We start from the raw sequence: 26,681 nt of genomic DNA on the forward strand, positions 1-26,681 counted from the left end.
TAGCTTCGCCGCCCGCAGACGTCAACGGTTTGCCGATGTGATCCTTCTGGCTCGGGTTTCCGGGCAACTATTTGGTCAGCGGCCGATCGTGCCCTACCGTTTTCCCACCGCCCTCTCCGACCTGTTTCCGACCGCCTTTCTGCCGTCAGAGATCTGGCCGTTTGGGGCTGGACTTGTCCGCACTGGGTGTGGCTATGTTGACGACAGTTCCGGAAAAGCCGCAACCGGCTCAGCGAGCCGAGCGGCAGCCGGTCGGCAACTCCCCCACACCTGACGCCACCACCGCCCCCGTCGACGGTGAGCCATGGGTGCCCGCCCCTGGCCACCGAGTGAGGACCGCCCCGCTCTTGGCACGAATCCGCACCATCAAGCCCGAAGCCTTCGTCTCCGAGTCCCTGGCCGCCGTCACCCTGACCGCCGAGCGCACCTTCTTCGGCTTGCTCACCCAGGCCGACGACCAGGGCCGCCACCGCGACCACGCCGCGATCATCGCCGGACAGCTCTGGGTCCTGCGCCCCGAACACACCCCCGCTGACGTCGAGAAGGACCTCGCCCAGCTCGCCGACGCCGGCCTCATCTGCCGCTACACCGGCCCGGACGACAAGCGTTACCTGCACGTCGTCACCTGGCACCAGCACCAGAAGATCAACCGGCCCAGCAAGAGCCGGCTCCCCGCATGCCCTCACCACGACACCGTCGGCGGCGCCGCACGAGTTGGCCTCACCGAGGCCGCACCGCTGCCTCACGGAACCCTCCGTGAGGGCTCCCGCCACCAGCAAGAGACAGCCGTGAATCGCGGAGAGGAGAGTGAAAGTGCAGGTCAGAGCGGTTTCACGGAGCCTTTCGTGAAGGCGCACGACAGGCTCACGGAGCAGTCAGTGAGTCCTCAGGGTCCGGATCTAGGACCTAGGATCATGGATCTAGGAAGTACCCCTTCGGGGGGCGCAAGCGCCCCCGCGCCCGACACCGTCTCGGCCAAGCAACTCATCGCCGAATACGCCGCCGCTTGCGCACACCGCCCGCCCCAGGACGTCCTGGGCCATCTCGGTCGCGAGGTGCGCAAGCTGCTCGACGAGGGCATCGACCCCGCACACATCCGGGCCGGCCTCACGCTGCATCGCGCCAAGGGCCTGCACCCCCGCATCCTGCCGAGCCTTGTGCACGAGGCCATGAACGCCACCCCCGCCAGGCAGGCTGTCCACAGGTCGTGGACAAACCCCGCCGATGTCGCCGCCGCCTATGGAGACCAGCTCTGACCGCCACCCTCACCCGCGAACCACAGCAGGTCGGCCCCATCGCCGCCCGCCTCAACGACATCCTGGCCAGGCGGGGCATCGACCCCGCCGCAGCGGCCGCCGGGGAGCCCCCGGCCGCGTCGGTCACCGCCCTGGAGCTCGCCGACACCCGCATCCCCGCCCGCTACCGCCGCGCCCTGGCCGACCACCCGCAGATCACCGCCTGGGCCGACGAGATCGCCCGCGCCGGACGCCCCGGCCCCGGCGGACCCGGCATCGCCGAAGGCCCGTCGCTGCTGATCGCCGGCCCCACCGGCACCGGCAAGACCCACCAGGCGTACGGCGCCATCCGCACCCTCCTCGCCTGCGGAGTCCGCCTGCGCTGGGAAGCCATCACCACCGCCGACCTCCACGCCCGCCTGCGCCCCCGCGCCGGCCACGACACCGAACGCGACCTGCAGACCCTGGCACGCAGCCCGCTGCTGCTGCTGGACGACCTCGGCGCGGCCAGGACCAGCGAGTGGACCGAGGAGCTGACCTACCGGCTCGTCAACCACCGGTACGAGCACATGCTCCCCACCCTCATCACCACCAACCTCCCCACCGCCGAACTCCGCTCCGCCCTCGGCGACCGCGTCGCCTCCCGCCTCGCCGAGATGACCGAACGCGTCATCCTCGACGGCCCCGACCGACGCCGCCACCGGTCCACCTGAACCGGCAGCAGTCCGCCGACCACTGGGTCCGGATTTTCGAGAGGCTCTCATCCTGGGACCGGAGTGGTGCCAGGACCGAATGCGGGTCGACTTAGGGGACCGGGGACCGAGTGCGGGGACCGGGGACCGAGCGCGGGGACCGGTCCCCAACGTGCGGGGACCATCCGGGGACCGACGCAGCGACAACCCGTCGGGGACCGAGGCCCGACTCGGGGACCACACCTGGGGACCGGGGGCCGAAATTGGGAGCGGGGACCGGGATTCGATCGGGGACTGAAGACCGGTCCCCGGCACACCCATCGGTCCCGGGGACCGGTCCCGGCGAAGCAGCAGGTCACGCGGCCCACGGCTGCGTGGAAAGTGGAGTGCGACGGGACCGACGTCCCATGGACGGGGACCGGCGTCAGCGTCGGGATGGAGACCGGGGACCGACTCCGGGGGGCCGGGGACGGGGAGTGGGGGCCGGGGACGAACCCGGGGACCGGTCCCCAACGGGCTCATCGGATGTGGGGACCTAGATCACCAGTCCCCTCACTTTCGGGACGGCATCCACCCGTGACCCATCTCCGGTCCCCGCACGCCAGCGGCCAGAAGAAGTGGGGACCAGTCCCCCATCGGCTCGGGTCCCGGAACAGCACACCTCCCTGGCCCGTCCCTCCGCACCCTCCCCCGGGAGCCACACAACACCACACGCCAGGCCATGCTCAGACGGCCGAAAGAGACTTCCGTGCACCAGGCAAACCACGAATCACCCCCCAGCCCCCACCGGGACACCACCACCCCGGCCCCAGGCGGAGCAAGTTATCGGCCAAGACACTCTTCCCCGCCGGGGAAGGCGTCCCGGCCAGAGCCCGCCCCGGGGATGGCGGGAGCGGACCGGCACCAGGAGGTGCCGGCCCACCAGACAGCGACCGAGGGCGGATCGCAGCCGGAGGAGAAGCCGTCACCGCGCAAGCGCCGCACCACGAAGAAGACCTCGCGCAAGCGCTCGCCGAAACCGACCGCACACAAGCGTGACTACGTATGCAGCGTCCGCCTGAACGACGACGAGAAGACCCAGCTCGCCACCGCCGCTCGCGCGACCCGTACAAGCCTGCCCGCCTTTCTCGCCCGCAGCGGCCTCGCCGCCGCCCAGGACCTAGACAACACCGCCGCCGCCATAGCCGGCCACCGTGAGCTGGTCGCCGAACTGTTCGCCGCGCGCCGGCACCTCGGGCAGGTCGGCAACAACCTCAACCAAATCGCCCGCGCCCTCAACACCGGTGCTCCCTCTGCCGAAATCGACGCGGTCATCACAGCGGTCCAGCGTGCCGTGAGCCGCGTACAGGCAGCTACCGACCGACTGCTGGAACAGCACTGACCCGACTTCCGGACGACGCCCCGCCTCCACCAGCCCCAGCAGGCCGACGTGAGGGAGGTGGAGAAGTCCCAGGTCAGGCCCGCAGGCATAGACGGACTGCTAGGGGATAGGGGCCGAACTCGGGCTCGGCAGGTACCAGTTGCCCCCAAACGCATATCGAAGCGGCAGGCTTGTCGGCGATTCACCCGTCTGTGCGCGGTAGCTTTTTGTAAGGACAAGGGAGAGGAAGCAACCAGCATGCCGCAACCCATGGGTGCCACGGATCAGCCAGCCAAGCAGGGACTCATCCTCGACTTCGCCGGGGTGTTGACCGCCGATCCGCGGTCCGTGCACCGAGCCTGGTGCGAGTCCGAAGGGCTTCGCCCGGAAGCGTGGCGTGCCACGCTCAACGATGACCCGGAGGGCCGGCGGTTGTACGCGGCGCTGGAGGTCGGCGAGATCAACCAGGAGGAGTGGAACAAGCGCACTGCGGCCCTTCTCGGTGCCCATGTCGTACCGGAGAACCTGATGGGTCGGGCCTGGTCCGCGGTGCCCGCGGCCCGCCGTATGGCCGCGCTCGCGCGTGCCGCCAAGGACGGGGGATACCGTCTCGCTCTCTTGTCGAACAGCTTCGGCATGGACCCCTTCAACCCGTACATGAACGCCAACGTTTGGGACCTCTTCGACGTGCACGTCATCTCCGAGCAGGTCGGCATGGCGAAGCCCGACCCCGCCATCTACGAGCTGACGCTGGAACGCCTCGGGCTTCCCGGACAGGCGTGCGTGTTCGTCGACGACCACCCTCGGAACCTCCCGCCGGCCCAGGCCCTGGGCATCACCACCGTCCTCGCGACGGACGAAGCGTCCACGGTGGCGGAACTGGAAAGACTGCTCGGTGTGAGCGCCGCGCTTTCCGTCTAGCGGCGACTTCCAGCCAACTGGGCTCTGCTCTCGTGCCTACGCCTGTCGCTGCTCGTAAGGCAGTGGGTACGGTCCGTGCCTGGCCGATCGGGGAGGAGCTGCTGGCATGCAATGGTCCGAGTACAGCACCGCTGAACGGCTCAGGTCGCTGCGCGGTGGCATGACGCAGGAGCAGTTGGCGGAAGCCGCCGACGTCTCCGTGGGCGTCGTACGGAAACTGGAACGCGGTGGCACCGCTTCCCTTCCGTCGCTTCTGTCCATCGCCTCCGCCCTCGGCACCGACATCGCCGTGCTCCTCGGCCAACAGGCGCCCCGTCGCTCCATGGACCGCGACGAGCGTGCGGCATTGCGGGCGCTGTCCGCTGCCACGCACGATGCCGCCATCGGCATCCCCACCGACACCGAGCCAGGCACCGTTCAGGAGCTCCGCGATGTCGTCCGGCGCGCTGACGCCGCCTACTGGGCAGGGCGCTACACCGAACTCGGTGCGCTGCTCGGAGCCTTGCTTCCGGAAGCTCGCGCCCGGTACGACTTGGCGGACGCCGACGAGCGGGAGGCCGCGGCCGGCGTCCTGGCCGACGTCTTCCAGACCGCCGGGATGGCCGCGAACGTGTGGGGTTCACGGGACCTGGCCTACGCGGCGCTCACCTACGGCCGGCAGATCGCCGTTCAGGCCGGTGACGACCTGCGGGATGCCCATCTGGCCGCGACCACGGCGTGGGTGAATCTCCGCGACGGGCGGACCGCGCAGGGTTTCGCCCTCGCCGCGGCTCAGGCCGACCGGATCGAACCCAAGATGTCCGAGCACGATCCGGACCGGTTGTCTGTGTACGGGCAGCTCGTCACGAACGCTGCTGTGGCCGCATCCCGGGGTGGCTCCTCGCCGGACACCGCACGGGAGTATCTCTCCCAGGCCCACGCGGTCGGCGCCCGCCTCGGAATGGAACACGCCCGTGGCCGGCATGCCCAGCCCTTCGGGCCTCTGTACGCCGGTACGCAGGCCATGAGCGTCGCCGTCGCCCTCGGCGACACCGGCGGTGCGCTGCGGCTCATGGACACGGTCCGGCTGGACGACACGGTGCCCCTCGCCACTCGGGCCCGATACGGCCTCGACGTCGCCTTGACGCACGTGGAGTGCCGCCGATGGGACCAGGCTGCCGACACCCTGGAAAGCGTCTGCGGCATGGCATCGGCGTGGGCGCGGCACCAGATGCTGCCCGGAGTGATCATCTCCCGTCTCGCCGGTGTGTCCGTCGCGCGGCTCCGCGGGCTCGCCCGTGCGGCCGGTGTGCCCCTCGCCGTCCGCTGACCGGCACCGCCACGTGCCGTAGCAGCTCCCACGGCCGCCACCGTTCCGACTGTCACGTCCCGTTGCAGTCCTGCTGGAGGACGAGACCACGGAAGCACGGATCGTGTCAGGCCGTCGCGTCACGAGTTTCTGGCACTGCCACAGGCCGTGCCTGTCCCGCGGACAGGGCGGGCAGCACGCTGATCGCATGTCCACATCCCCACCCGGCGGCATCGGACACGTGCCGGTCGCCATCTATTCCTGCGCGTTCGAGTCGACCGCTGTCCGTGAGGCCGAACGCCGCGCACGCCGCTACGCCGACGCCCGGCACTGGCACGTGGCCGGCGCCTGGTCCGATGACGACCCGTGTGTGCCGTTGGACGTCCGCCCGGCGTGGACGGCTGTCACGACCACGCTGTCCTCCGGTCTGGTCCGCGGCATCATCGTCGCCGGAATCTCCCACCTCGCGGACGACGCCGCGCAGTTCGCCGCACTCGGTGTCCTCATCCGTGACCGAGGCGGCTTCCTCGCCGAGGCGACGTCCCCGCCACCCCGCCAGACCTCCGGACGACAGGAACGCTTGCGCGTTCTGCTCGAAGCCTCCGCGGGCTGGTGGCTGTGGAAAGACCTCGCTCCGGGAGCCGCCTCGTGCCCCGGGCACGGGCAGGAGTCGGTGATCTGATCGAGGACGCCGACGGGCGCCACGCCATCGTCACCGACATCAAGCAAGGCGCTGTGTGGGTCCTGCGTCCGGTGTCGGGCGGCACGACGAACCAATGGGAGACGGACGAGCCCGACAGCCTCCACGTCATCGAGACGCGCGAGGAACGCGTGAAACGACAGGCACCGCTTGATGCCCCGCCGCCACGCGGCTCATGACGGAGTCGGCGCCACCGGCCCAGCCGGAGAGCAAGCGCGCCCACGACTCACCACTCATCGCCAGATCGCTCCCCACACCACGCCCGGAAGGTGGACCCGCCGTGTACGCATTCGGCATCTGCATCGACCGGCACTACCTCACCCCCGGCCTCGCCACGATCGCCTCGCTGGCTGACAGCCTCAGTCCTCGCGCCCGCAAGGCCGCGGCGCTGCGCTTACTCAGCTTCGACCTCGGACCGCCCCAGGCGCTGCTGCTGGCCCACCTCGCCAAACGAGTTGGCTTCGGCTCGTTCGCCCTGGCCCGTCGTTCCCCGCTGCGCTCCGCGCGGATGGCGGACACCTCGTACATCACCGTCACCACGTATCTGCGGTTCGAGTTCACGCCCCGCTTCGTCCGCCGGCCATACCTGGTCTACGTGGACGCCGACGTCCTGGTCCGTGGCGACCTGACCACCCCGCTCCATGCTCTTCGTCCGGGTGAGGTAGGTGCCGTACGCGACGAGTTCAACCCGTCCGTCGGTGGATGCCCTGCCCTGCCGGGCGTTGTGGACCGCTGGCCATATCTGAGAGACCGCCCTTACTACAACGCCGGGCTCCTGTGGGCTCACGCCGCCGATCTGCCGCGTATCCGCCACGGCGTCGCGCAGGCCCTGGCCAGACACCGCCGACACATCCTCCACAACGACCAGGACGCTCTGAACCTGTGGTTCCTCCGCACCGGCCGAGTGCGGCCGGTCGGCGCCGCGTACAACCGGTTCGAGGTGGGTCGGTATCTCGAACGCGGCGATTGGGTACGTCGCGTCGTCAGCCGCCATCTGCGGCCCGACCCGGCCGCCCGTCTCCTCCACTTCGTGGGCCCGGAGAAGCCATGGCAGGCAGACTGCCCGGCTACGGCCGACGTACTGGAGTACCGCGCTCTGCTGAAGCGGACCCTTCGGCATGTCCGCGCGCTGGGCGCCGCCCATCCCGAGCCTGTGGGGCTTCGATGACCAGGCCACCCGCCTTGGTCTCGTATGCGTGCAGCGCACTCCTCGGGGCGTCCGTCCGGACCGGGGAACGCCTGTCGTCGGGCTCCCGGACGGCGGTGTTCCGGGCGGGCCTCCGTGACGATCGCAGCGTGATCGTGAAGCTGTACGACCACACCGCCCGCCGCAACGCGCTGACCGAGGCCGCCGCCATCCGCGCGGCCGGCGCCGCTGTACCGGTCCCGCGGGTGCTCGGCAGTGGCGTGATCTCCGAAGAGGGGGCCACCGCGCTCATCACCCGTGATCTCGGTGGGCGGACGCTGGGGGCCTTCGTACGGTCCGGCCACATTCCTCATGCCCAGGCTGTCCAGGACCTCGGCCATCTTCTCCGGCGTCTGCACGGGGCGCCGGTCGAGCACGTGGTGCCGCGCCGCCCGTTCTTCGACTCGGTCTCCTCTCTGGTGAGCCATTGCCCACCCGACCTGCTGAGCCGGATCGGCCCCGCCCTCGCCATCATCTCCGGCACACCGAACCGGGCCCCCAGCGTGTGGTGCCACGGCGACATCCACTTCGACAACGTCGTCCTCTCCGACCCGCACGGCACGCGTTACCTGGTCGACTTCACGGATGCCGCACCGGGCCGACGGGAGGCGGACGTCGCTCACGCCCTCGTCATGACCGCGGCGCACACACCGTGGGACCGGCGCACGCTGATCGACGCCTACCGGCATCCCCTGGACGAATCACGGCTGTCGGCCTGGGTGGTCCTCCACACCGTCCGCTGCTGGATGCACGCCACGCCCGGTGCGAGCCGCTCCCTGTGGTCGGACCGCCTGGACGACCTGGCCCGCCAGACACCGCACCTCTTCCGCACGCCCCGAAGGGAAAGGACTCCCCGATGACCAGTCCTGGATTGACGGTGGTCATTCCAGCCCACAACGAAGCGGCATACCTGCCCCGTTACCTCCCCACGGTCCTCGCCTCCCTCGAACGGTGGCAGGAGACGAGCGGCGAGCGCGGAGAGGTGATCGTGGTGGACAACGCCTCCACCGACGCCACCGCCGACATGGCCGCTTCCTACGGCGCCCAAGTGATCAGCGAGACCGTCCGCAACATCGGCCGGGTCCGCAACACCGGAGCGGCTGCCGCCCGTGGCCGCAGGCTGTTCTTCACGGACGCCGACGTCGCCCTGCCCATGGAGGCGATCACCGCCGCGGCCACCGCCATGGACGGCGGCACTGTCGGCGGCGCCATCCCGCCCCTGTACACCCCCAAGCGGCTCGGCGCACGGCTGCTCTGCGCGTACTGGGACCACTACCGGGACACGCGCGGCGGCGCCCAAGGCGTGGCCCAGTTCGCCACCGCGGTCGCCTTCCAGGAGATCGGCGGATACCGCGACGACCTGTTCATGAGCGAGGACGTGGAGTTCTTCCACCGGCTGGCGGCCCACGGCCGCAGCGTGAACGCCCCGGTCGTGATCCTCGACGAGCTGCGCGTACGCCCCTCCACCCGCCGCTACGACCAGTGGTCCAGCCTCCGGATGCTGTGGTGGCAGAACCCCGTCACCGCACGGTTGCGGCTCAGCTCCCCTCGCATGTGGCGCCACTGGTACCAGAGCACCGTCCGATGACCCCGGAGCCCACAATGACCATGACGCTGCCCGTGCCGGACGCGGAAGGGATCTACACCTTCCCCGATGACCTCATGCACGCCCACCAGCGGTGGACCGAGCACCTGGCCGAGCGCCACCGGGCTCACGACCACCGGGTGATCGCAGTCAGGGCCCCACACAGCGGAGATCGCTACTTCATCGAGAAACGGCGCCCGACCGGCCGCCCGGTGCTCGTCATCGAACCCCATCACGACGACTTCGCCCTGTCCGCCTCCGGCACCTTCCTGGCCCATCCCCGGCCGCTCACGGTGGCCACGGTGTTCACCCGCTCCACCAGCGTCCACCCGGCCCTGGAGGACACCTACGTCACCGAAGCCGCCGTATCCGCCCTGCGCAGCCGGGAAGGCGCCGCCGCGCTGGCCCCTTTCGCCGCCCATCGGATCGCCCTCGGCCACCAGGACGCAGCACCCCCGTACCGTCCCTTCGATCCACACCACCTGGACCGGATCACGGACGAGCTCCGAGAGATCGCCGAGGCCCGCCCAGACGCCGAACTCCTCGCCCCGGCCGCCGTCACCCGCCTCCCCGACCACCTCCTCGTACACGCGGCAGCAGTACGACTCGGGTGCCGCTGGTTCTGGGAAGACCTCGCCTTCTGGCCCACCTACGCCCTGGCCGGCTGCGACCAACACCTCTTCCGAGCACGCACCGGTCACGCCCTGGTAGCCGAGCCGGCCGACATCACCGACGTCGTGCTCGACAAGGTCACGGTGCTGCACATGCACGGCTCGCAGATGCACCCGGTCCGCAAGATGTACCGGCCGATCCGGTACGCGTGGACGACCGCGGCCGGCCTCCCGAGCCGCACGGGAGCCTTTGCCGAGCGCTTCTACCGGACGGAGCCGTCGTGAAGATTATCGCGCTCGAAGGGCCCTCGTACGCCGGAAAGTCCACCGCGATTCACCACCTGCGCACGCGCGGCATCGAGAAGCGGGCCTTCGTCTCGGACTGCTACGTCCAGCACATCGCCCGTCGCACCGACATCCCGCCCGTCCGGACCGCGTCCGCCGCCGAACAGCTCGCCGCGTTCGAGATGTTCATGGGCATCGAAGGCACTCGTGTGCGCCGGGCACTCGTCAGCGCGAAGCCCATCGTTCTCCTGGACCGCTCGGTGGACACCCTCCTGGCCCACGCCCACGCGCTCGACGCTCTGTTCGGTTACGACGTCCACCACCGCCTGCGCGACCGCCTCCAGGAGCTGCCGTTCCTGCGCCCCCACCACACCCTCTACCTGGACGTGTCGGCCGAGGAGCTGGCTCTGCGCCGCAAGGCGGCCGGGCACACGGCGGCCGAGTCCGAGTACTTCCTCCACGAGCCGACGTTCCTGGCACACGCGCGGGACTATTTCGTCTCCGCAGCGCAGCCACCCGTGTCACGGGAGGTGACCGTCATCCCTGCCGACACCGGCCCGGACGCGGTCGCACACGCGGTGGAGGCCCTCGTCACGTACTGGACCAGGTGACCGGCCGATGCCCACAGCCCTCTTCGCCTGGCGGCGTACCCCGCCTCCGTTCCTCATCGGCGGAGCGGAGGTCACCCAGCAACTCCTCGCCGAGGAACTCGCGGCAGCCGGGTGGCGCATCATCTATCTCGGCTCCCACCAAGCACCCTGGGACCAGTCCCCACAGGTCATCCAGATGCGGACCTACCTCGACGCGAACGACACCGAGTACGAGGAGACCGAGGAGGATCTGCACTACAGGTGGAACGGAGTGGACGGCATCGCCGTACCGCAGCAGCGGATCACGACAGCCCTGCGGAGCCTGCTGTCCCAGGTGCGGCCGGACGTGGTGTTCACCTCCCAGGAAGGTGCGGCCGACATTGCCGCCCGAGCCCGGCCCACGGCTCTCGTCGCAGGCATCCTGCACTCAGTGTCCAGGACGGGGCTGGGCGTCCTCGACGGCCGTCCGCACCATGGGCTGGCCGTGTCCGAGTTCGTCCTCCGACGAGCGCCCCGGACCGATGACATCCGGCTGTCCGTGCTGTACCCGCCCTTCACCCCACCGAAGTCGGAGCCACACCGGAGGCAGCGGACGAGGGCCGTGCTCATGGTCAACCCCATCCCGGCGAAAGGCGCCGAGCTACTGCACCAGCTCATCCGCCACATGCCTGAACAGCGCTTCACCCTGGTGGAAGGCTGGTGGAACACCGCGGAGGAGTTCGCCGACTACCCCAACGTCACCTGGGTGCCGCGGGTCTACGACATGAGCCCTCTCTACCGCACCCACCCCCTCCTGCTCGTGCCGTCCATGGTGGAGGACGCCTTCCCCCGCGTGATCATCGAAGCCGCGCTGCACGGGACCCCGAGCATCGGCACCGGCCGGGGCGGCATCCCCGAAGCCATAGGCAACGCGGGCATCGTGCTTCCCGCCGAGGCCGGCGCGGAAGGGTGGGCGGAGGCCATCCGCACCGCCGACCACGACACCCTGGGCGCACAGGCCCGGCAACGTGCGACCGCCTTCACCCGCCCCCGGCTGCCGGACCTCGAACGCCTCGGCATCTAGCCCGCGGCGAAGGCGTCCTCGACCTGATCCAGCCGGTCCGTCCACCAGTGCAGCAGCGCCTCGTCGGCGGTGAACAGCTCATCGAAGGAGAGGTCCCCGCGGTCGTAGTGGAACTCGAGCTGCCAGAAGTCCGTCATCCGCTTCCACCACAGTCGCCGGGCACCGTCCACCAGCGCAGACGGCTCCAGCGGCACCACCGACCGATACCCCTCGACGAACGCCGAGACCCGCGTGAGGTCGAACACCCCGCCCACTCCGAACTGCACCTGCGCCGTCCGCACGACCTCTTCCGCGTACGGACGCACCGCGAGCCGGTCCCAGTCGAGGATGGCGGCAAGTTCCCCGCCTTCCCAGAGCAGATTGCGGTACTGCACGTCGCCATGCGTCCACCCGTGATCACCCTCAGGCGTCACGGATCGTGGACGGTGATCGGCATGCTTGAAGACGAGGGCCCGTCGGCGCTCCAAGGCGACAGCGGCTTCCTTGTCGAAGTCGCTGTCCGTGCCCTTGTCGCGTACGGCTGCGGACAACCGCTCGGCCTTCTCCACCGCTCGATCCGGCGACGTGACGTCCGCGGTGATCGTCTCCGGCACCCCAGGCAGCAGCCCTCGACCGCAAGCCCTGCCCAGGTTCAGGTGCAGGCGCCCGAGCTCCGCGCCCAGTGCGCCCACCTGAGGCAGGGCGAGATCAACACCCCGGACATGGGACCCGGCCACCCACGGAAACAGACACCAGGCACCACCGCCGACCTGGGCCACCAGCGACCCCGAGACCGTGGGAACGGGAGCACTCACCGGGAGGCCGTCGTCGCCCAGGGCGGCCAGCACGGCCAGATTGCGCTGCAACCGCTCCAGCGAGACATCCGTGACCTGCTTCAAAGCGAACTGCCCGGCCGGGGTGTCCAGCCTCCAGTTCGCATTCATCAGCCCGTCAGCGAGATAGCGGCGCTCCTGCACCTCGCCGAGACCGAAGGCATCGATCAATTCGCCGAGCACGCTCTCGGCGATATCGCTGCGGGCCGCCGCGGTGGTATCAATCACCCCACGGACGATACGCGAGCCCACCCCACACGAGCACAACGATCAAACAAATGCCTGCAGCTCTTCCTGGCCCTTCCGTCCCCTTCGGCCACAGCGCTGCCCCATGCCACTCCTTTCGGCGATCGCAGTGCTGGTCATCTCCGTCGGGGTCGACCACATTTCGCGTCCGGCCAGTTAGCGAACAAGTTCCCTAGTGGAATCGCACTTGGGTCGCCGGCGCAATAACGCTCAGAAGCACGAACGAGTGGTTCGCGACCAGCCGCGCCAGCCGCTCGTCGGCCCCGCGCTCATCGCGGAAGAAGCGGGCCCCGTCGAGTGGATGGAAGCCGGTCGCTGCGAGCGCGGGCGCATACCCGACATCGTGCAGCGGGGCGGCGACGACGAGGAGTCCGGCGTTCTTGCCGAGGACCTGCCGAATCTCGGTCGCGCGTTTCGCCACTCCCTATGTATGCGCCCACCGACGCGGGAGCGCGGTGCTGAGTTCTGTTGCCGCCAGCTTCGTTGCCTACTTTTCGATCAGATCATCCATTCCGCGCCCTTTGCCCGGGGTATGCCCCGCGTAAGCGTGCCGGGTGTACCAATGCGCCACGAGGCAGGCAATCCTGCTATCGAATGACTACGCTCTGTGGACAGGAGTCGGGCTTCGGGAAGGTTCGACGGTACTGTCCTAGCGTGGCAACTATCGCGCTGTTCAGCACCGAAGACCTCTCCCTTCCCGAGTCTCTACAGGAGGCCGTGGAGCACGGTGAGGTCTTCACGCGTGCCTGGGTGGTGGAACTCATCCTGGACCTTCTCGGGTACACGGCAGACAAGGACCTCTGCGATCTGAGGCTTGTGGAGCCGGCCTGCGGCGGCGGCGCGTTCTTGACCGTAATCGCATCCCGAATCAGTGCGTCATGCAAGATGCACCAGCGGCCCATCGTGGATGCGGTCGACGCGGTCCGCGCCTTCGACCTGCTGGGCCGTAACGTGGAGCAGAGCCGGACTCTGGTCACGGAAACGCTGCAAGAAGCAGGCTGGGACCCGAGGGACGCAAGGGAGGTTGCCGCGACGTGGGTGAAGCGGGGCGACTACCTCCTGCAGTCGGACGCCGATCATCGTGCCGACTACGTCGTCGGTAACCCTCCGTATATCCGGCTTGAAGACGTTCCCGACGACAGGATGGCTGCTTACCGCCGCGCTTGCTCCACGATGGGGGGCCGAGCCGACATCTACATCGGCTTCTACGAGGTGGCCTTGCGCAGCCTCAACCGAGGCGGCCAACTGGGCTTCATCTGTGCCGACCGTTGGATGCGGAACCAGTACGGTCGGCGGCTGAGGGAGCTGGTGACCAAGCACTTCAGCATGGACCTCGCCCTCGTGATGCACGACGTCGACGCCTTCGACGATCAGGTTTCGGCCTATCCCGCGATCACCGTCATCTCGAACAAGCCCCAGGGGGCAGCGGTCGCCGCGGACACGAACCGGTCCTTCGGAGCGGAGCAGGCGCGGGCCTTCGTCGGCTGGTATCTGGAGGGCGAGCCGCCGACGGTTGCCGCGGCCTCCTTCCAAGCTGCTCGCATGCCGCATTGGTTCCCGGAGGAGGACTCGTGGCCGACCGCTTCGCCGGCCAGGCTTGCGGTCCTTGAGGATCTCACCGAGCGGTTCCGGCTACTGGAGGACACCGAGACGGGAACGAAGGTCGGGATCGGCATCGCCACCGGCGCCGACAAAGTCTTCCTCACTAAGGACAAGGGCCTGGTCGAAGACGACCGGTTGCTTCCCATGGCCATGGTCCGCGACACCACAAGCGGCATCATCGACTGGAACGGCACGCACCTGGTCAATCCCTGGACGGCCAGCGGTGACCTCGTCGACCTCGACGCATATCCGCTCCTCGCCGCCTACTTCGACAAGCACGCCGAGACCCTGCGTAAGCGCTACGTCGCCGTCAAGCAGCCTCAGCGCTGGTACAAGACAATCGACAAGGTCGACCACCAGCTCACCCGTCGTCAGAAGCTGCTGTTTCCGGACATGAAGCTAAGGATCCACCCGGTCCTCGATGAAGGCGGCCTGTACCCTCACCACAACCTGTACTTCATCGTCTCGGACGTCTGGGACATGCGCGTACTCGGTGGCCTACTCCTGTCCAAGGTCGCGGAGGCATTCGTGGAGGCGTACGCGGTCAAGATGCGCGGGGGAACCCTCCGCTTCCAAGCCCAGTACCTCCGGAAGATCCGCGTCCCGGATCCGGCGATGATCAGCGAAGGCGACCAGGCAGCTCTCGCCGAAGCCTTCGACAAGCGTGACAGGGAGGCCGCCACCGAGGCCGCTTTGCGTGTCTACGGGCTTGCCGAGCTGCCTGACTAGAAGGAGCGGATCTTGACGGTCACCCGCCAAGACTTCGAAGACGCCATCGCGGCCTACTGGGGTGCCAAGCAACTACAGAACGAGCAGTCCGCTATCCGGGACGCGGTAGGGGCTGGCACAGCTGGCTCCGTCCGAGGCGGCAAGCACTTCGACGTCATCGCGACACTCTTGGCGAAGTTCTTTCTGGACGCTGGTTACCCAGCTTCCAGCATCCGCGTCACCAAGTCGCAGGGCCTTGAACTGCCCGGTTACTACCGGCCGCAAAAGCAGTGGGATCTCGTAGTCGTCCACAACAAGGTCCTCGTGGCAGCGTTCGAGCTGAAGGCACTGGGGGGACCGTCGTACGGCAACAACTACAACAACAGGGTCGAAGAGGCGCTGGGCAGCGCAGTCGACCTGCGTCGAGCTGCCCTCGCCAATCTGTACCCGGAGGAGAAGCCTTGGCTCGGCTACTTCTTCATCATGCAGGACGGCGAGGGATCCCGGAGGCCGGTCAAGACGGCCAAGGGCGCTCTCCCCGTCGATGAAGTCTGGCATGGAACCTCGTACCAGGACCGGTTCGGTATCTTCTGCGAAAGGCTCATGGACGAGCAGCTCTACGATGCCGCGTGCTATGTCACGTCCTCGGCCGAAAACCCGAAGCCGATCGAACTGGTCAAGAGTCTCGACTGGCGCCACTTCTCCGCAGCGATAAACGCTCGCCTCACGTACCTGAAGGACCTTGGCATCCCTGGGTAAGTGCGGAGCCCGCGACGTTGACGACGCGCGGCCGTTGGGTACGGATGTGAGGCACGGCGGTAGATGACGACAGACGAGCACCAAACGCCTCGCCGGCGCGTCCGGGCGAGTTCCATGGAGCGAGATACTGCAGCGGGGCAGCGGTGGGAGGCTCGGGCGGCGTCCCGGCGAGCTGAACGTTCTTCAACTGGACTCGCCCTAGCAGGACACATCTCACCCGAACGCATGGGCTGGTGCCAACGAACGGCCGCTCATCAACACGAGTTTGCGTTCGCCGCCGACTACCTGATTTGTCCTCGCTGTCGCCTCGGCTCGGTCGAGCAGCCGTCTACCGCGCCGCGGTACCAGCGGTGTGGACTGGGCATCGCTAGCCTGGCCACACTGCGTGCCAAGCACCCCGGTCTGGCCTGGCAAACTTGCTACCGCAAGGCGGCCCACGAATGCAGCGCACCGATGGGCCACCGTCCCAGCAGCAAGCGCTGGGAGAAATTCGGGAGATGACCTTCTCCTGGAAACCAACTGAGACCCCGCCACGCCAACCCAGACCAAGCTTTTGACCTGCACGTTTACCAGAGACGCAAATAGTGATCTTGTCCGGACCTCATTCGGGACGAAGAGGTCGTGGGTTCAAATCCCGCCACCCCGACAGTGAAGTACCAGGTCAGGGGCCTGATCCGCAATGCGGGTCGGGCCCCTGAGTAGTCCCTGGCCGTTGTGGCCTCAGCGGGCTACGCCGGTTCGCGCTGCAGGCCCAGCGTCTAGCACGGGGCCGGTTGATCCCGCCGGTCGATCCGCCGCTGGCGAGAGGGCACTCAGCAGCGTCACGAGAGTCTCGTTCAGGGACGCGTTCTCCGCGACCCGCTGCTGCGCCACCTGGTGCAGCGGCCGAGCCACGCGGTCGAACTCTCGCCGCACGTCGTCCGCGGGCCAGGCAACGTCGAGCCGCGAGAAGGCTCGCTTCGTGATCTCACGCGCCTGCCTGCCCTGAGCGGCCCTGGACAGTTGCCGACTCCTGAGCCGGAGCTCATGCAGGAGCCACCAGCGGTTCTCGGGGTCGCCGGGATGTACCGCCAGTACGCCGCGTCCGGCGACGACAGGCCGCAGGGTCACGGCAGCGCGCATTCCGTCCGGTCGAGTGGCGATCAGGATGGTCCCCGGTTCGCAGATGTCGCCCGGCACAGCAAGACCTTGGCGTTCTGTGCCATCGAGGTACGGCAGGCGTGTGGTCAGGATGTCTGACGGCGCTCCCCAGTTGCAGGTGACGCCGTTCTCAGGAGCGGAAGACGACGCCGCCCTGCCGGTCGACGCACGCGCAACCCGGCCGAACTCGCACGTCGGCCATGACGTGCGGTACCGATTCCATGTGGCGTAGTGAGCGTCTGCCAAGGCGACCGCATCGGCCGCGATGGACAGATTGAGTCTCGTCTTGTCCTCGATCAGAGTGACCAGTTCATGGAGCTTCTCGATCCGTTCCAGCGGTGGAACGGCCACCGGCATCTTCCTCAGTGCGTCGATGCTGAGGGTCGGCTCGACGTGAGCGGAGACGTGCTGCTGGATCCATGCCTGAGCCCGACGAGTCCTCAGCCAGATGCGCAACCACCGTGTGATGTGCCGTTCCTTCGACCTGACGATGCCGACACTGCGGGTAGTCACCCAGCCCTCGTGCTCCTCGGTGACCAGGGCCGCGTCGCCGACCCGGCGCACGAGCACGACGACCAGGTCGTCGCGCTGCAAGGTCGCCCGCGTGGTCCGCTGCATGACACCGCCTTCGCAGCCGGGCTGATCCGTGGTGATGCGGCCGTCGCGGACGTCTCCGGCCCGTACTACTCCCTGATGGCGGGGCAGCCCTCGGTCGTTGATCCCGTACGTCACGTGGAGGTCTTTGGCGAGGTCCTCCAGCCTTGCGGTCGTCCATGCCTCCGGCCGTTCGGAGCGACCGATGTGGTGCGTGGCGAGATCGTCCCTCACAGTTCGTCCAGGACGCGCCGCAGGTCCCGTTCCAGTGCGTGCGACTTCTCGAACTTGCCGTAGAGATCCCATTTGAGTTCCTCCACGCGCTCGCGCGCTGCCGTGTGTTCGTCGGCTGGTTCCAAGGCATGGACCACAGGCAGGAGGACGTACCCAGCGTCCGCAACTTCTGCTGTGGAGAGCGAGGTGCACCAGCCGGGATCGTTCTCGTACCTGGCCGGCGCCTCACCTTGCATGGTGGGGGCGCCCCTCCAAGCGGACAGGGTGCGCAGAACGCGGCCGACCCCGTCAGCGGCAAGACGGCGCTGCCGGGAGCCGGCCATGGTCTCGTACGCGGTGCGGGCGTTGACGAACAGGATCTGCTTGCGACGGTCGGCGGCCCCCCAGCCCCGGTGAGGGCTCTTGTCCCGGTTTAGCAGCCACAGGCAGCAGGAGATACGTACGTGAGGGAAGAGGCCGGGTGGGAGTGCGACGACGCACTCGACGAGGTCTTCTCGGACCAGGCGCTCACGGATGCGCTTCTCGGACGGGCGCAGTCCGGTGGCGGCCCCGTCGGCCATCAGGACGGAGGCCCTTCCCTGCGGGGCAAGTGCGTGGGCGATGTGCAGGATCCACGCGTGGTTCGCGTTGTCCCGCGGGGGGACCGTGCCCGTCCAGCGCGGATCGTCGCCACGTGGAGGGGCGGCGCACCAGTCCGACAGATTGAACGGCGGGTTGGCCATGACGATGTCGTACGAGTCACTCGCCGGCTGGGCGAGACTGTCGGTGGGGGAGCCCACGTCGGCCTCGATGCCACGCGCGGCGAGGTTCAACCGCGCGATCTGCAACGTGTCAGAGCGAAGATCCCGGCCCGTCAGCAGGAGGTTCGGCTGCAGGCCGGTCCGTTCCCGCACATAGCGCTCCGCGTCGGCCAGGAGCCCCGCCGATCCACATACCGGGTCGAGCACACGGTGACCGTTCTGCGGCGCGACCGCTTCCACCATAAGACGCACGATGTCGCGCGGGGTGAAGTAGTGGCCTCCTCTGGCCTGGGCGGCGGACAGTTCCTCCAGGCACTGTTCCAGTAGCTCCACCACTCGGTCGGCCTGGTCGATCTCTGTGATCAGAGTCCGCAGATGGTCATCGACCGTCGGAGGAAGAGAGGGTACGAAGTTCTGGTCCGTATCGCCGTCCTCCGTGCGAAGCACGGGCGCCAGCCATGTGCTCACACAACGCCATACGTGAGGCCCGAGCGGCGAGGGTTTCGCGGCCTGGTCGACGAGCCAGCGCCATGACGGCAGTTGGCCACTGACTCGCCCCTCACCGTGGCCCTCCCCCGCTCGCGGGACGGCGTCCTGCGCCTTGTTCCTCACGTAGATCAGGCCGAGGACGATCCGGCAGGCATTCTGCGTGTTCATCCGAACGGCCAGGCTCTTCACCAGCCGCCGGACCCGGTACGACATCCCGCTCCCCCCGGCCGGCGGGACTCCGAGCGACGGTGTCGCGCTGCGCACGGGCTGCTGATCCACGGTCACACCAGTCCCAGTGTCGAGAGGCAAAGAAGCGCGAGCGTGAAGGTGGCAGCGAAGGAAGCGGCACCTGCTTGGAGCGCCCCCGTCATGGGCGCGCCGCCTGCCTTTTTCACGATCCCTCCCATCAAGGCGACGATCACGGCCAGGAGAAATGCCACGCTCGCGAGCAGCAGCTTCCGCTCCATCCCAACTCCCCATTCTTTCCCGGGCCTGCAGCACGGGCGCTGCCCGTGGTGATCCTGCGCATCGGCTCCGCCGTCACGTTCCACCAGAACCGTAAGAGCCCGGAGGGAACTAGGCTCTGGAGCACGCCGTTTGGGATTTCTCTAGGAGCGCGCACGCGGGTTAGCCCCTGAGGACATGGAGCACCAAGTTCGGGTTTTCAGCGCAGTGTTCGCTTCGGCGGCGCAGTGATGCGACTTCCGAGCCGTCGGCTCGGGGCTCAGTCCCGTAGGTGCAGGGCGATGCGCGAGTCCGGTCCTTCCCACCCGTCCGCGGTTCTCCAGACGGTGCCCACTCCGAAGACTCCTCGGAGCGCGCCCGCTGCCCATCCCTCCGCCGGCGGCTCGGAGAGGACCAGGAACCGGTGATCGATGGCACGGGACTCGAGGTGCTCGATCTCCATGAGACGTGCCGCGCCTGCGCGCAGGTCGGCGTAGGTCGAACGGTCCGCGCCGAGCACTTCGTAGAGGAAGAGGCCCTTCGGACCGTCCACGATCACGTCGGCCGCCGGTGAGTCCGAAGGGCGCAAGCCGGCCCTCAGGAGGGCGGCCTTCAGCTCGTAGCGCACGGCTTCGTGGGTGTTGCACTCTCTGTCGGCCTCCGCCCCGAGCACCAGTTCGCGTGAGAGGGCCTCATCAAGGGTCGGCTGCGCGGTGGGCTCGTGTGCGGAGATGTCCGTAGGAGCGGCAAGGTCCATCGAAGGAATGTCTTTCTGCTCATGTGTCGTCTGGCGTCCCGGCGAGGGCACCGGGCCCGTCCCGGGCTTTCGGTCACGCTCGGCTGCGTCCAGTTGTGTGAGCCCGCAGCCATGCGGTGGCGTGGGTACGGGGTCAGATGTGGTGTCCGTTTCGTGGGGTGGCTCGCCGTCGAACCGCCGGGACAGCTCCTCTCGGGCCTGAGCCAGGGGACCAGCCCAGTGGACGAATGTCGGGTCGGCCGCCAGGGCCGTGTGCAGGTCGAGAGTTCCCGAGGTGACCGCCTGACGTGTGCGCTGGGCGAGGTCCGCCAGGGCGCTGAGCCGGTCGCGGTCCGCAGAGCCCAGCAGACGCCATACGCTGAGCCAGTCGACCCGGTCGCGGCGCAGGCACCGGTTGGCCATGCCCTTCAGCTCCGAGAGGCGGTCCGTGGTCCCGGGCGGGACCGTGCCGCCGCCCTCGACGATGTCCTGGAGTGCGCCGAGGGCTCCCAGGTACCGCGGTGCCATCCGGGCACTGATGGGCTTGCGGCCGAAGTCACCGGCCGTGACGAGGCTCACCGGCCCCTCGTTCCGCGTCACCCAGGTGTCCAGCCGGACGCCCGCCTTGGGTGCGGGCTCCCCGTGCCGGGTCACGAGCAGCAGGGTGCGCGCGGTCGCCGGAGCAAGAGCCTTGACCTTCCAGTGCGCCCCCGGCCCCGGGCCGACCACGCGCACCGTGACCGGCGTACCGATCGGCAGCTCCTTGACGACCTGAGGGCTGGCGCCGTCCGGCGTACCGGCGGCCCCCGTCGCGGTGGCCGGGCCGGAGCCCAGGGGCGGGGAAGCCGGGGACGCCGAGGTGTCGTCGTCTTCGTCTGCGGTGCTCAGTTCTCGGGGCAGCGGGGTCGTGTGCAGGACGGTCAGCGTCTGAGTGCTCCGCGTCAGTGCGACGTACAGCTGCCGCAGTCCGGCCGGACCGCGGTCGGCGATGGTCGACGGCTCCAGGACGAGGACGTGGTCGAACTCCATGCCCTTGGCCTGTGCGGCGGGAAGGACGGACACCGTGCGCAGCTTCTCCTCGGTCATGCCGTCCACGCGGTCCACGCGTCGGCGGACCTCGTCGAGCCAGTCGGAGTCGTCGGGTACGACGACCGCGATCGACCGCAAGGACCGCCCGTCGTCGGTGCCGACGAGCCGGGCCGTACAGGCCGTGGTCTCCTCCAGGAGGCCCCATGGGGTTGTCGGAACGAGTCGGACCGCGTCCTCACCGGCCATCCGCACGGCCGTCGGATAGGGCAGGGAGGGCGCCACGGCACGGGCCAGGGGAGCCACGAACTCCATGATCTCCGCGGGCACCCGGTAGCTGGTGTTCAGCTCCGCCACCCGCCAGTCCCCGTGGTCCGAGAGGAGTCCGCCCAGCCGCTCCCAACCGGTGTACGTGTGCGGGCCGGTGGCCTGCGCCAGGTCGCCGAGCACCGTCATGGAGCCGGTCGGACAGCGCCTGCGCAGTGACCTGGCCTGCATCGGGGTCAGGTCCTGGGCCTCGTCGATCACGATGTGCCGGTAGCGCCGCGGGGTCTCCCCGGCGATCAGGAAGCGCAGTTCCTCGAGGCAGACGAGGTCGTCCTGGGTCCAGGGTTCGTCGTCCGCGTTGTCCGCCCTCGGTCGCCGGAGGGCGGCCTGCTCCGCTTCGTCGAGGTCGGTCGCGGCACACTCGCTCAGCCGGGTGCGCGAGTCGAGCAGGCTGCGCAGTGCCTCCTCGGGGCTCAACGAGGGCCATGTCCGCTCGACGACGGCCGTGACCTGCCGGTTGCGCTCCAGGTCGCGGCGTACGGTCCGGTCCCGGCTGCGGCGCGGAGCGATCCGTACGAGCTCGCTCAGAAGCCGGTCGACCAGCAGGGTGCGGAAGCGGTCCCTGCGCGCCCGGTACGCTCCGGCACCCTCGCGGGCGTTCTGGAGGAGGCCGAGCACCTCAGAGCGCGGGAGCCGGAGGGCCAGGCTGCCCACGGTGACGACGAAGGCCGCCTCGTCCTGGGCATGCGAGGGAGCGGATACGAGGGAGTCCAGGGCTTCCGGCCTGCACTCGCTCTCCACTCGTCGCCGCAGGACGGCCGCCATCCGTTCGTCGGACTTCACCAGCCGCGCTGCGACGGTGTCGGTGCCGCGGATCTCTCCCTCCCACAGGCGGGCCGACTGGACCGCGTTGACGTTGCGGGTACCGAGGGTGGGCAGGACTCGGCCCACGTAGTCGAGGAAGTTCTGGTGCGGTCCGACGACCAGGATGTCCTGGGCGCGGAAGTGGTCGTTGTTGACGAGCCAGGTCACGCGGTGGAGACCGACCGCGGACTTACCCGTTCCGGGTCCGCCCTGGATGACGAGGATGTCCGCGGGTGAGCCGGTGACCAGGGCCATCTGGTCGCGTCGGATCGTCTCGACGATGTCCCGCATCCGGCCGCTGCGTGACCTGCGCAGCTCCTGGAGCAGGAAGTCGTCGACCGGTTGGGGCTTCCTCCGCTGCCTGCGGGCGACATCACGTGGCGACGGAGCGGGCCGGGGTGGTACGGACTGCTCCTCGCCGGTCCGGTCGTCGTCTGCCACGTCCGGTGCTGTGGGGCCGTGCGGGGCTTCCGGTGCGGCGGTGCCGACGGCGGTCGTTTCCGGTACGGGCGTCTCATGCTCGGGCGCCGGCGCCTTGGCCCGTGACTCACCTGTCTGCGGTGCTCGGGATCGCGTGATCTCGTCGCGGTAGTCCTCGACCGTGCGCTCGACGCAGCGCAGCTGGCGACGCAGCAGCACCTCGCCGGGTGTTTCCGGCAGTGCGTTGTGCCAGCGTACGGCGATCGGAGTCGTCCAGTTGACGACCACCTGGTCCCGGTTCTCGGGGTCGAACACCGGGCGACGTCCGACGTAGAACGTCTCCGGCTCCTCATCGCCCGGGTCCTGAACGTCGACCCGGCTGATGACCAGGGCCTCTCCCCCGAGACCGCCGTAACTCTCCGCCGTCGCCTCCGCGCCTTTGCGGGCCGCGATGCTGTCCTTGCCGCTCGCGGAGGCCGTCGCCGCCGTCTGCCCGGTCAGTTCCGCGAGCCGTGCCGCGTAGCAGTCGTAGGCGCGGTCGACGGCCTTCTGTTCCACGGCGATAGTCGCGGCTCGTGATGTCGTCCTCACGTGTGTTCCCCTCCCGCAGCGCTGTGCGCGCTGTCGCGGGCCAAGGCCCGCCTCCCCTGGTACAGAAGTAGCAGATAACGGTGCTCGGACCGCCTCAAACGGACAACAAGGTGACCACCGAGACCACTTCGGTGCGCCAGTCGCGTACCTGGTCCTCGGTCGGTCCGATCTCGTACTGGTGGTAGTGGCAGCCCAGGCAGAGCCGGCACCACACGGCCTTGGCGCGGCGGGCCGTCTCCGGCTCGGCACAGGCGCGCAGCCAGAGGAACGCGGCCCGCTTGGTGCCCGAGCGGATGGCGCGCGGAGCGTTGCGGGCGGCGAGGCGGTCGGCGACCGCGCTCTCCAGCGCGGCCCGCAGGGCGAAGGCGGCACCGCGGTTCCTGCTCACCGCCGTGGCGGCGAGCACGGTGGGCGGAGCGGCTTCGACCCTGGCCACGGGGGCCGGCAAGGTCCCGGCCCCGGCTGCGAGGAGCAGGTCGGCGGCATCGATCAGCTGACGGGTGGTCGTGTTCACCGGGTGGTCCCCTCCGGCTTGCGCACGGTCTGGGCGACGGCTTCGACGTCCCTCACGAAGCGGAGGGGGTCGGGCATCGTGGTGCCGGACGGGTGCGCGCCCTCCTGGCACTGCCTGACGAGGCCCACCGCCTCGGATCCGCACCGCCTGCGCAGCTCGCCGTAGACGTCCGCCGCCCCCTTCGACGCGTCACCGAAGAGCCCCAGGGCAGCGATGTCCAGGAGCGTGACGGCGGCCGCGACGGTCTTCTCGGCCTCGGGCTCGGTCAGTCCGGCGCGGTGCAGCCGCAGCCAGGCGGCCTCGGAGAAGGCCCGCTCCAGGACGGTGCGGCACAGGCTGGGCAGTACATGGGTCATGACGGCCGGCGGAAGGTCCGGCGTGCGGGCGAGGGCGCACGCGTCGGCGAGCGCCTGGCCGATCGGATCGGTCACTCGCTGCACGGTCACCGCCGACCGCGCCTCCCGTTCCACCTCCAGGACCGTCACCGGGAACTCCTGGTGGGTGAAGGCCCGCTGGAGCCGCGTGTCGTGGGTGAAGACCACGACCTGGCGGGTCTCTCCGAGGTCGTGGAGGACCTTCGCGAGGCCGTGCACCTTCGCGGGGTCCATGGACTGTACGGGGTCGTCGATGACGACGAACCCGAACGGGCTGTCGGGCGCGGCGGCGCGCGGCAGGAAAAGGGAGAGCGCGAGGGAGTGCAGTTCGCCCTGACTCATGACGCCGAGGGCCGCCGCCTCCGTACCGTCCACCGACACGTCCATCGCGAGCTTGCGCACGGCGGCCTTCTCGCTGCCGGTCAGCCGGACGGAACGCAGGTCGACGCTGCTCTGCTGGCGCAGTTCCTCCCAGATCCGCTGCGAGTGGTCTTCGAAGGGCCGCAGCCGTTCCGCGCGCAGCTCGGCGCCTGCCTCCTTGAGCCACTTGCGGGCCGCCCTGACCTGGCGCAGCCGGGGCTTGCCGGCGTGGGCGGTGCGGGCCCGATCGAGCCAGGCGGCGAGGCGGGTGACACAGCGCCGCCACTCCTCGTCGAGCTTATCCAGCTCGCGGGCGGCCTCCTCCCGCAGGACGGCGCAGGCGTCGGCGAGGACGAGGGCGGCGGTTTCGGCGCGGGCGGCGAGCCGTTCGGCGTCGTCGATCGCACGGCAGGCCGCCCACTCCTCCCACGGGTCGACGAGCGGGGCGGGCAGCCAGGCGGGGGCCCGCCTGACGAGGTAGCGGACGGCGTCCACCGCGTCGCGCAGCTCGCTGCGGGCCTGCTGCGCGGTGGCCGCCTCCCGCCGCAGGACCGTCACCTGTCCGGCGGCCCGCTCGGCCCATGCGTCGTCGAGGGGCCGGTCGGACCCGCACACCGGGCAGGTGTCCTCGTCCGCGTGCCGACGGCTGTGCTCCAGGGCCCGGGCCAGCAGTTCGGCGCGCTGGTGGGCGTCCTCGGCACCCGAGGCGCGCACGTCGTCGAGTACGGCGACGGCCTCGCGCAGCCGGTCCACGGCCGCTCCGACGGCTTCGAGGTCGGGACCTGCCAGCTCGACGGTCGCGCGCAGCTCACGGAGGCGGTCGTCGTCCGTGTCGGGCAGTCCGCTCACGAGGGCGTCCAGCGCGTCGAAGTCGGGAGCGCCGGCGCGGTCGACGGCCGCGAGCGCACGCCTGGCCCGGTCGTCGTCCAACGCGGAGAGCGCCTCGACGAGGGCGGGCAGTTCCGTCTCGGCCGTCTTCACCGCCGAGTTCAGCGCCTTCTCCTCGGCCTGGAGCCGCGCGTCGGCGGCCATCAGCTCGCCGAGTCCCAGGATGGAGGCGACCGAGTCGTACAGTTCGCTGGGCTTGCCGCTGATCACCTTGTCGAGGTCGGAGTACGACAGGAAGGGGCGATGGTCGTTCAGCGCCTGCTGCCAGCCGGCGTCCTCGAAGGGACCCCGGCCGTGGCCCGGCCGCCTGAACTCGATGTCGGGCGCCGTGACATCGTCGCCCTGCCAGGTGCAGGTGAGCGTCGACAGCCGGGGGTCGCCGGCGATGGCGAGGCGGACCTCGACCTTCGGGTCGGCTCCGTCGTGCAGGTTGCGCCAGTGCCGGCGCCACACCTCGCCACGCTGCTTGTCGAGGCGGGCGGTACGTCCGGTGAACGCCGTCTCGACGCCCTCGGCGAAGCTGGACTTCCCCGAGCCGTTACGCCCCACCACGAGGGTGACACCGGGCTTCGCGCCCAGCGGCAGATGCGCCTTGCGGCCGATACCGCGAAAGCCGCTGACGCTGATGGATTCCAGGAACACCCGGTGGTCCGGGTGCGGGCCGACGGCCGCGTCGGCGCCGGTCCCCGCCCCGTCCAGCGCCTCGCGGATCAGCTCCCGGGCCGACTCGGCGAGGGTGGACGCTTCGAGGCGCTCGGCCAGTCGGGAGAGCGTCGGGGAGCCTCCGGTGCCGGGGCCAGTGCCCTGGGTGCCGGGGACTCGCTCGGCCTGCTCGTCCTGCTCCGGGGGCTGGTTGTGCTCGGGGTGTTCCGTCATGGTGCTCTCCGCCCTTCCGTGATCCGTTCCGACGGCTCTGCTGAGCCTGGGGTGACGGGACAGACGTTAGGGACGGCAGAGAGTTGCAGACCAGGAATATTTTGATAACCAGAGTTATCAATACTCGTTAATTGCAGGTCAGTTGCCTCTCAGGCTCAGCTCCGCCCACACCGTCTTGCCCACCGGGTGGCGAGGCCCCGATCCCCAGCGCACGGCCAGCGCGTCCACCAGGAGCAGCCCCCGGCCGGACTCATCCTCGGGAGGCGACGAAGGCACAGCTGTGGGCAGCCGCTTCGCGGAGGCGGCGTCAGCGACCTCGACACGCAGGACACGTCCGACGCCGACGGTTAGCCCCGTTGCCCCCAGCCACCGGACGGCGTGCCGCCGGGCGAGCTGCGCAGCTCGCGGAAGCCGCTGCCTGGGCTGCCTTCACAGAAGAGTTGAAGGTCGGACGCGACCGTTCCTGAGGCAGCCGGTCACC

The 26,681-nt window shown here is 69.3% G+C and carries 21 protein-coding genes and 1 pseudogene; 14 read left to right on the top strand and 8 right to left on the bottom strand.

The genetic code is table 11. The annotated features are described in order from the left end of the window. Positions 1 to 347: 347 nt before the first annotated feature. The 12 genes from IE316_RS04935 (at position 348) to IE316_RS04990 (ending at position 11,516) form a co-directional block, all read left to right on the top strand. Positions 348 to 1,256, top strand: coding sequence for a hypothetical protein (locus IE316_RS04935; protein ID WP_190202879.1), 909 nt, complete (start codon positions 348 to 350; stop codon positions 1,254 to 1,256). After that, complete coding sequence (locus IE316_RS04940) at positions 1,253 to 1,948, top strand: ATP-binding protein (protein ID WP_190203278.1); 696 nt, start codon at positions 1,253 to 1,255, stop codon at positions 1,946 to 1,948. The genes IE316_RS04935 and IE316_RS04940 overlap by 4 nt, the downstream gene beginning before the upstream one ends. 889 nt (positions 1,949 to 2,837) lie before the next feature. Further along, positions 2,838 to 3,308, top strand: a complete 471-nt coding sequence (locus IE316_RS04945) for a plasmid mobilization protein (RefSeq protein WP_229910200.1) — start codon at positions 2,838 to 2,840, stop codon at positions 3,306 to 3,308. 237 nt (positions 3,309 to 3,545) lie between these two features. Continuing rightward, complete coding sequence (locus IE316_RS04950) at positions 3,546 to 4,208, top strand: HAD-IA family hydrolase (RefSeq protein WP_229910201.1); 663 nt, start codon at positions 3,546 to 3,548, stop codon at positions 4,206 to 4,208. 106 nt (positions 4,209 to 4,314) lie between these two features. Then, positions 4,315 to 5,517, top strand: coding sequence for a helix-turn-helix domain-containing protein (locus tag IE316_RS04955; protein ID WP_190202881.1), 1,203 nt, complete (start codon positions 4,315 to 4,317; stop codon positions 5,515 to 5,517). Positions 5,518 to 5,704: 187 nt separating this feature from the next. After that, on the top strand, positions 5,705 to 6,178 hold the full coding sequence (locus IE316_RS04960) for a hypothetical protein (RefSeq protein WP_190202882.1): 474 nt from the start codon (positions 5,705 to 5,707) through the stop codon (positions 6,176 to 6,178). A gap of 298 nt (positions 6,179 to 6,476) precedes the next feature. Next, positions 6,477 to 7,364 (top strand): glycosyltransferase family 8 protein, encoded by an 888-nt coding sequence (locus IE316_RS04965; protein ID WP_190202883.1) that lies wholly within the window; start codon positions 6,477 to 6,479, stop codon positions 7,362 to 7,364. Further along, positions 7,361 to 8,242: a phosphotransferase family protein gene (locus IE316_RS04970; protein ID WP_190202884.1), complete on the top strand. Its 882-nt coding sequence runs from the start codon at positions 7,361 to 7,363 to the stop codon at positions 8,240 to 8,242. The genes IE316_RS04965 and IE316_RS04970 overlap by 4 nt, the downstream gene beginning before the upstream one ends. Next, on the top strand, positions 8,239 to 8,970 hold the full coding sequence (locus tag IE316_RS04975) for a glycosyltransferase (RefSeq protein WP_190202885.1): 732 nt from the start codon (positions 8,239 to 8,241) through the stop codon (positions 8,968 to 8,970). The genes IE316_RS04970 and IE316_RS04975 overlap by 4 nt, the downstream gene beginning before the upstream one ends. Before the next feature lie 14 nt (positions 8,971 to 8,984). Then, positions 8,985 to 9,863 (top strand): PIG-L deacetylase family protein, encoded by an 879-nt coding sequence (locus IE316_RS04980; protein WP_190202886.1) that lies wholly within the window; start codon positions 8,985 to 8,987, stop codon positions 9,861 to 9,863. Then, complete coding sequence (locus IE316_RS04985; protein WP_190202887.1) at positions 9,860 to 10,474, top strand: hypothetical protein; 615 nt, start codon at positions 9,860 to 9,862, stop codon at positions 10,472 to 10,474. The genes IE316_RS04980 and IE316_RS04985 overlap by 4 nt, the downstream gene beginning before the upstream one ends. 7 nt (positions 10,475 to 10,481) lie before the next feature. Further along, a complete protein-coding gene (locus IE316_RS04990) occupies positions 10,482 to 11,516 on the top strand; it encodes a glycosyltransferase (protein WP_190202888.1) in 1,035 nt (344 codons plus the stop codon). Here the strand turns inward: IE316_RS04990 and IE316_RS04995 are convergent. Both IE316_RS04995 and IE316_RS05000 read right to left on the bottom strand, forming a co-directional pair. Next, the gene (locus IE316_RS04995; RefSeq protein ID WP_229910202.1) at positions 11,513 to 12,556 is read right to left on the bottom strand and encodes a phosphotransferase; all 1,044 of its coding nucleotides are present in this window, start codon (positions 12,554 to 12,556) and stop codon (positions 11,513 to 11,515) included. The two genes, IE316_RS04990 and IE316_RS04995, sit on opposite strands and share 4 nt — an antisense overlap. A 229-nt stretch (positions 12,557 to 12,785) precedes the next feature. Beyond that, positions 12,786 to 13,052: pseudogene (locus IE316_RS05000) on the bottom strand (HD domain-containing protein); the annotation flags it as partial. A gap of 176 nt (positions 13,053 to 13,228) precedes the next feature. Here IE316_RS05000 and IE316_RS05005 point away from each other — a divergent pair. Together IE316_RS05005 and IE316_RS05010 are read left to right on the top strand one after the other, a co-directional pair. Further along, the gene (locus IE316_RS05005; RefSeq protein WP_229910203.1) at positions 13,229 to 14,905 is read left to right on the top strand and encodes an Eco57I restriction-modification methylase domain-containing protein; all 1,677 of its coding nucleotides are present in this window, start codon (positions 13,229 to 13,231) and stop codon (positions 14,903 to 14,905) included. Between the two features lie 12 nt (positions 14,906 to 14,917). Continuing rightward, positions 14,918 to 15,643, top strand: a complete 726-nt coding sequence (locus IE316_RS05010) for a PaeR7I family type II restriction endonuclease (RefSeq protein ID WP_190202892.1) — start codon at positions 14,918 to 14,920, stop codon at positions 15,641 to 15,643. A 720-nt stretch (positions 15,644 to 16,363) separates the two neighbouring features. Here IE316_RS05010 and IE316_RS05015 read toward each other — a convergent pair. The 6 genes from IE316_RS05015 to IE316_RS05040 all read right to left on the bottom strand — a co-directional run bounded on the left by IE316_RS05015 (position 16,364) and on the right by IE316_RS05040 (position 26,200). After that, a complete protein-coding gene (locus IE316_RS05015) occupies positions 16,364 to 17,611 on the bottom strand; it encodes a restriction endonuclease subunit S domain-containing protein (RefSeq protein ID WP_190202893.1) in 1,248 nt (415 codons plus the stop codon). Next, positions 17,608 to 19,125, bottom strand: a complete 1,518-nt coding sequence (locus IE316_RS05020; RefSeq protein ID WP_190202894.1) for an N-6 DNA methylase — start codon at positions 19,123 to 19,125, stop codon at positions 17,608 to 17,610. The genes IE316_RS05015 and IE316_RS05020 overlap by 4 nt, the downstream gene beginning before the upstream one ends. After that, entirely contained in the window at positions 19,122 to 19,307 is a 186-nt protein-coding gene (locus IE316_RS05025) for a hypothetical protein (RefSeq protein WP_190202895.1), read from the bottom strand. The genes IE316_RS05020 and IE316_RS05025 overlap by 4 nt, the downstream gene beginning before the upstream one ends. 257 nt (positions 19,308 to 19,564) lie before the next feature. After that, positions 19,565 to 23,155, bottom strand: coding sequence for an ATP-binding domain-containing protein (locus IE316_RS05030; RefSeq protein WP_491591178.1), 3,591 nt, complete (start codon positions 23,153 to 23,155; stop codon positions 19,565 to 19,567). Positions 23,156 to 23,282: 127 nt separating this feature from the next. Further along, positions 23,283 to 23,624: a hypothetical protein gene (locus IE316_RS05035; protein ID WP_229910204.1), complete on the bottom strand. Its 342-nt coding sequence runs from the start codon at positions 23,622 to 23,624 to the stop codon at positions 23,283 to 23,285. Positions 23,625 to 23,698: 74 nt separating this feature from the next. Beyond that, positions 23,699 to 26,200, bottom strand: a complete 2,502-nt coding sequence (locus IE316_RS05040) for an AAA family ATPase (RefSeq protein ID WP_190202897.1) — start codon at positions 26,198 to 26,200, stop codon at positions 23,699 to 23,701. Positions 26,201 to 26,681: the final 481 nt, after the last annotated feature.

This window comes from Streptomyces fumanus (assembly GCF_014655295.1).
Classification (GTDB): domain Bacteria; phylum Actinomycetota; class Actinomycetes; order Streptomycetales; family Streptomycetaceae; genus Streptomyces; species Streptomyces fumanus.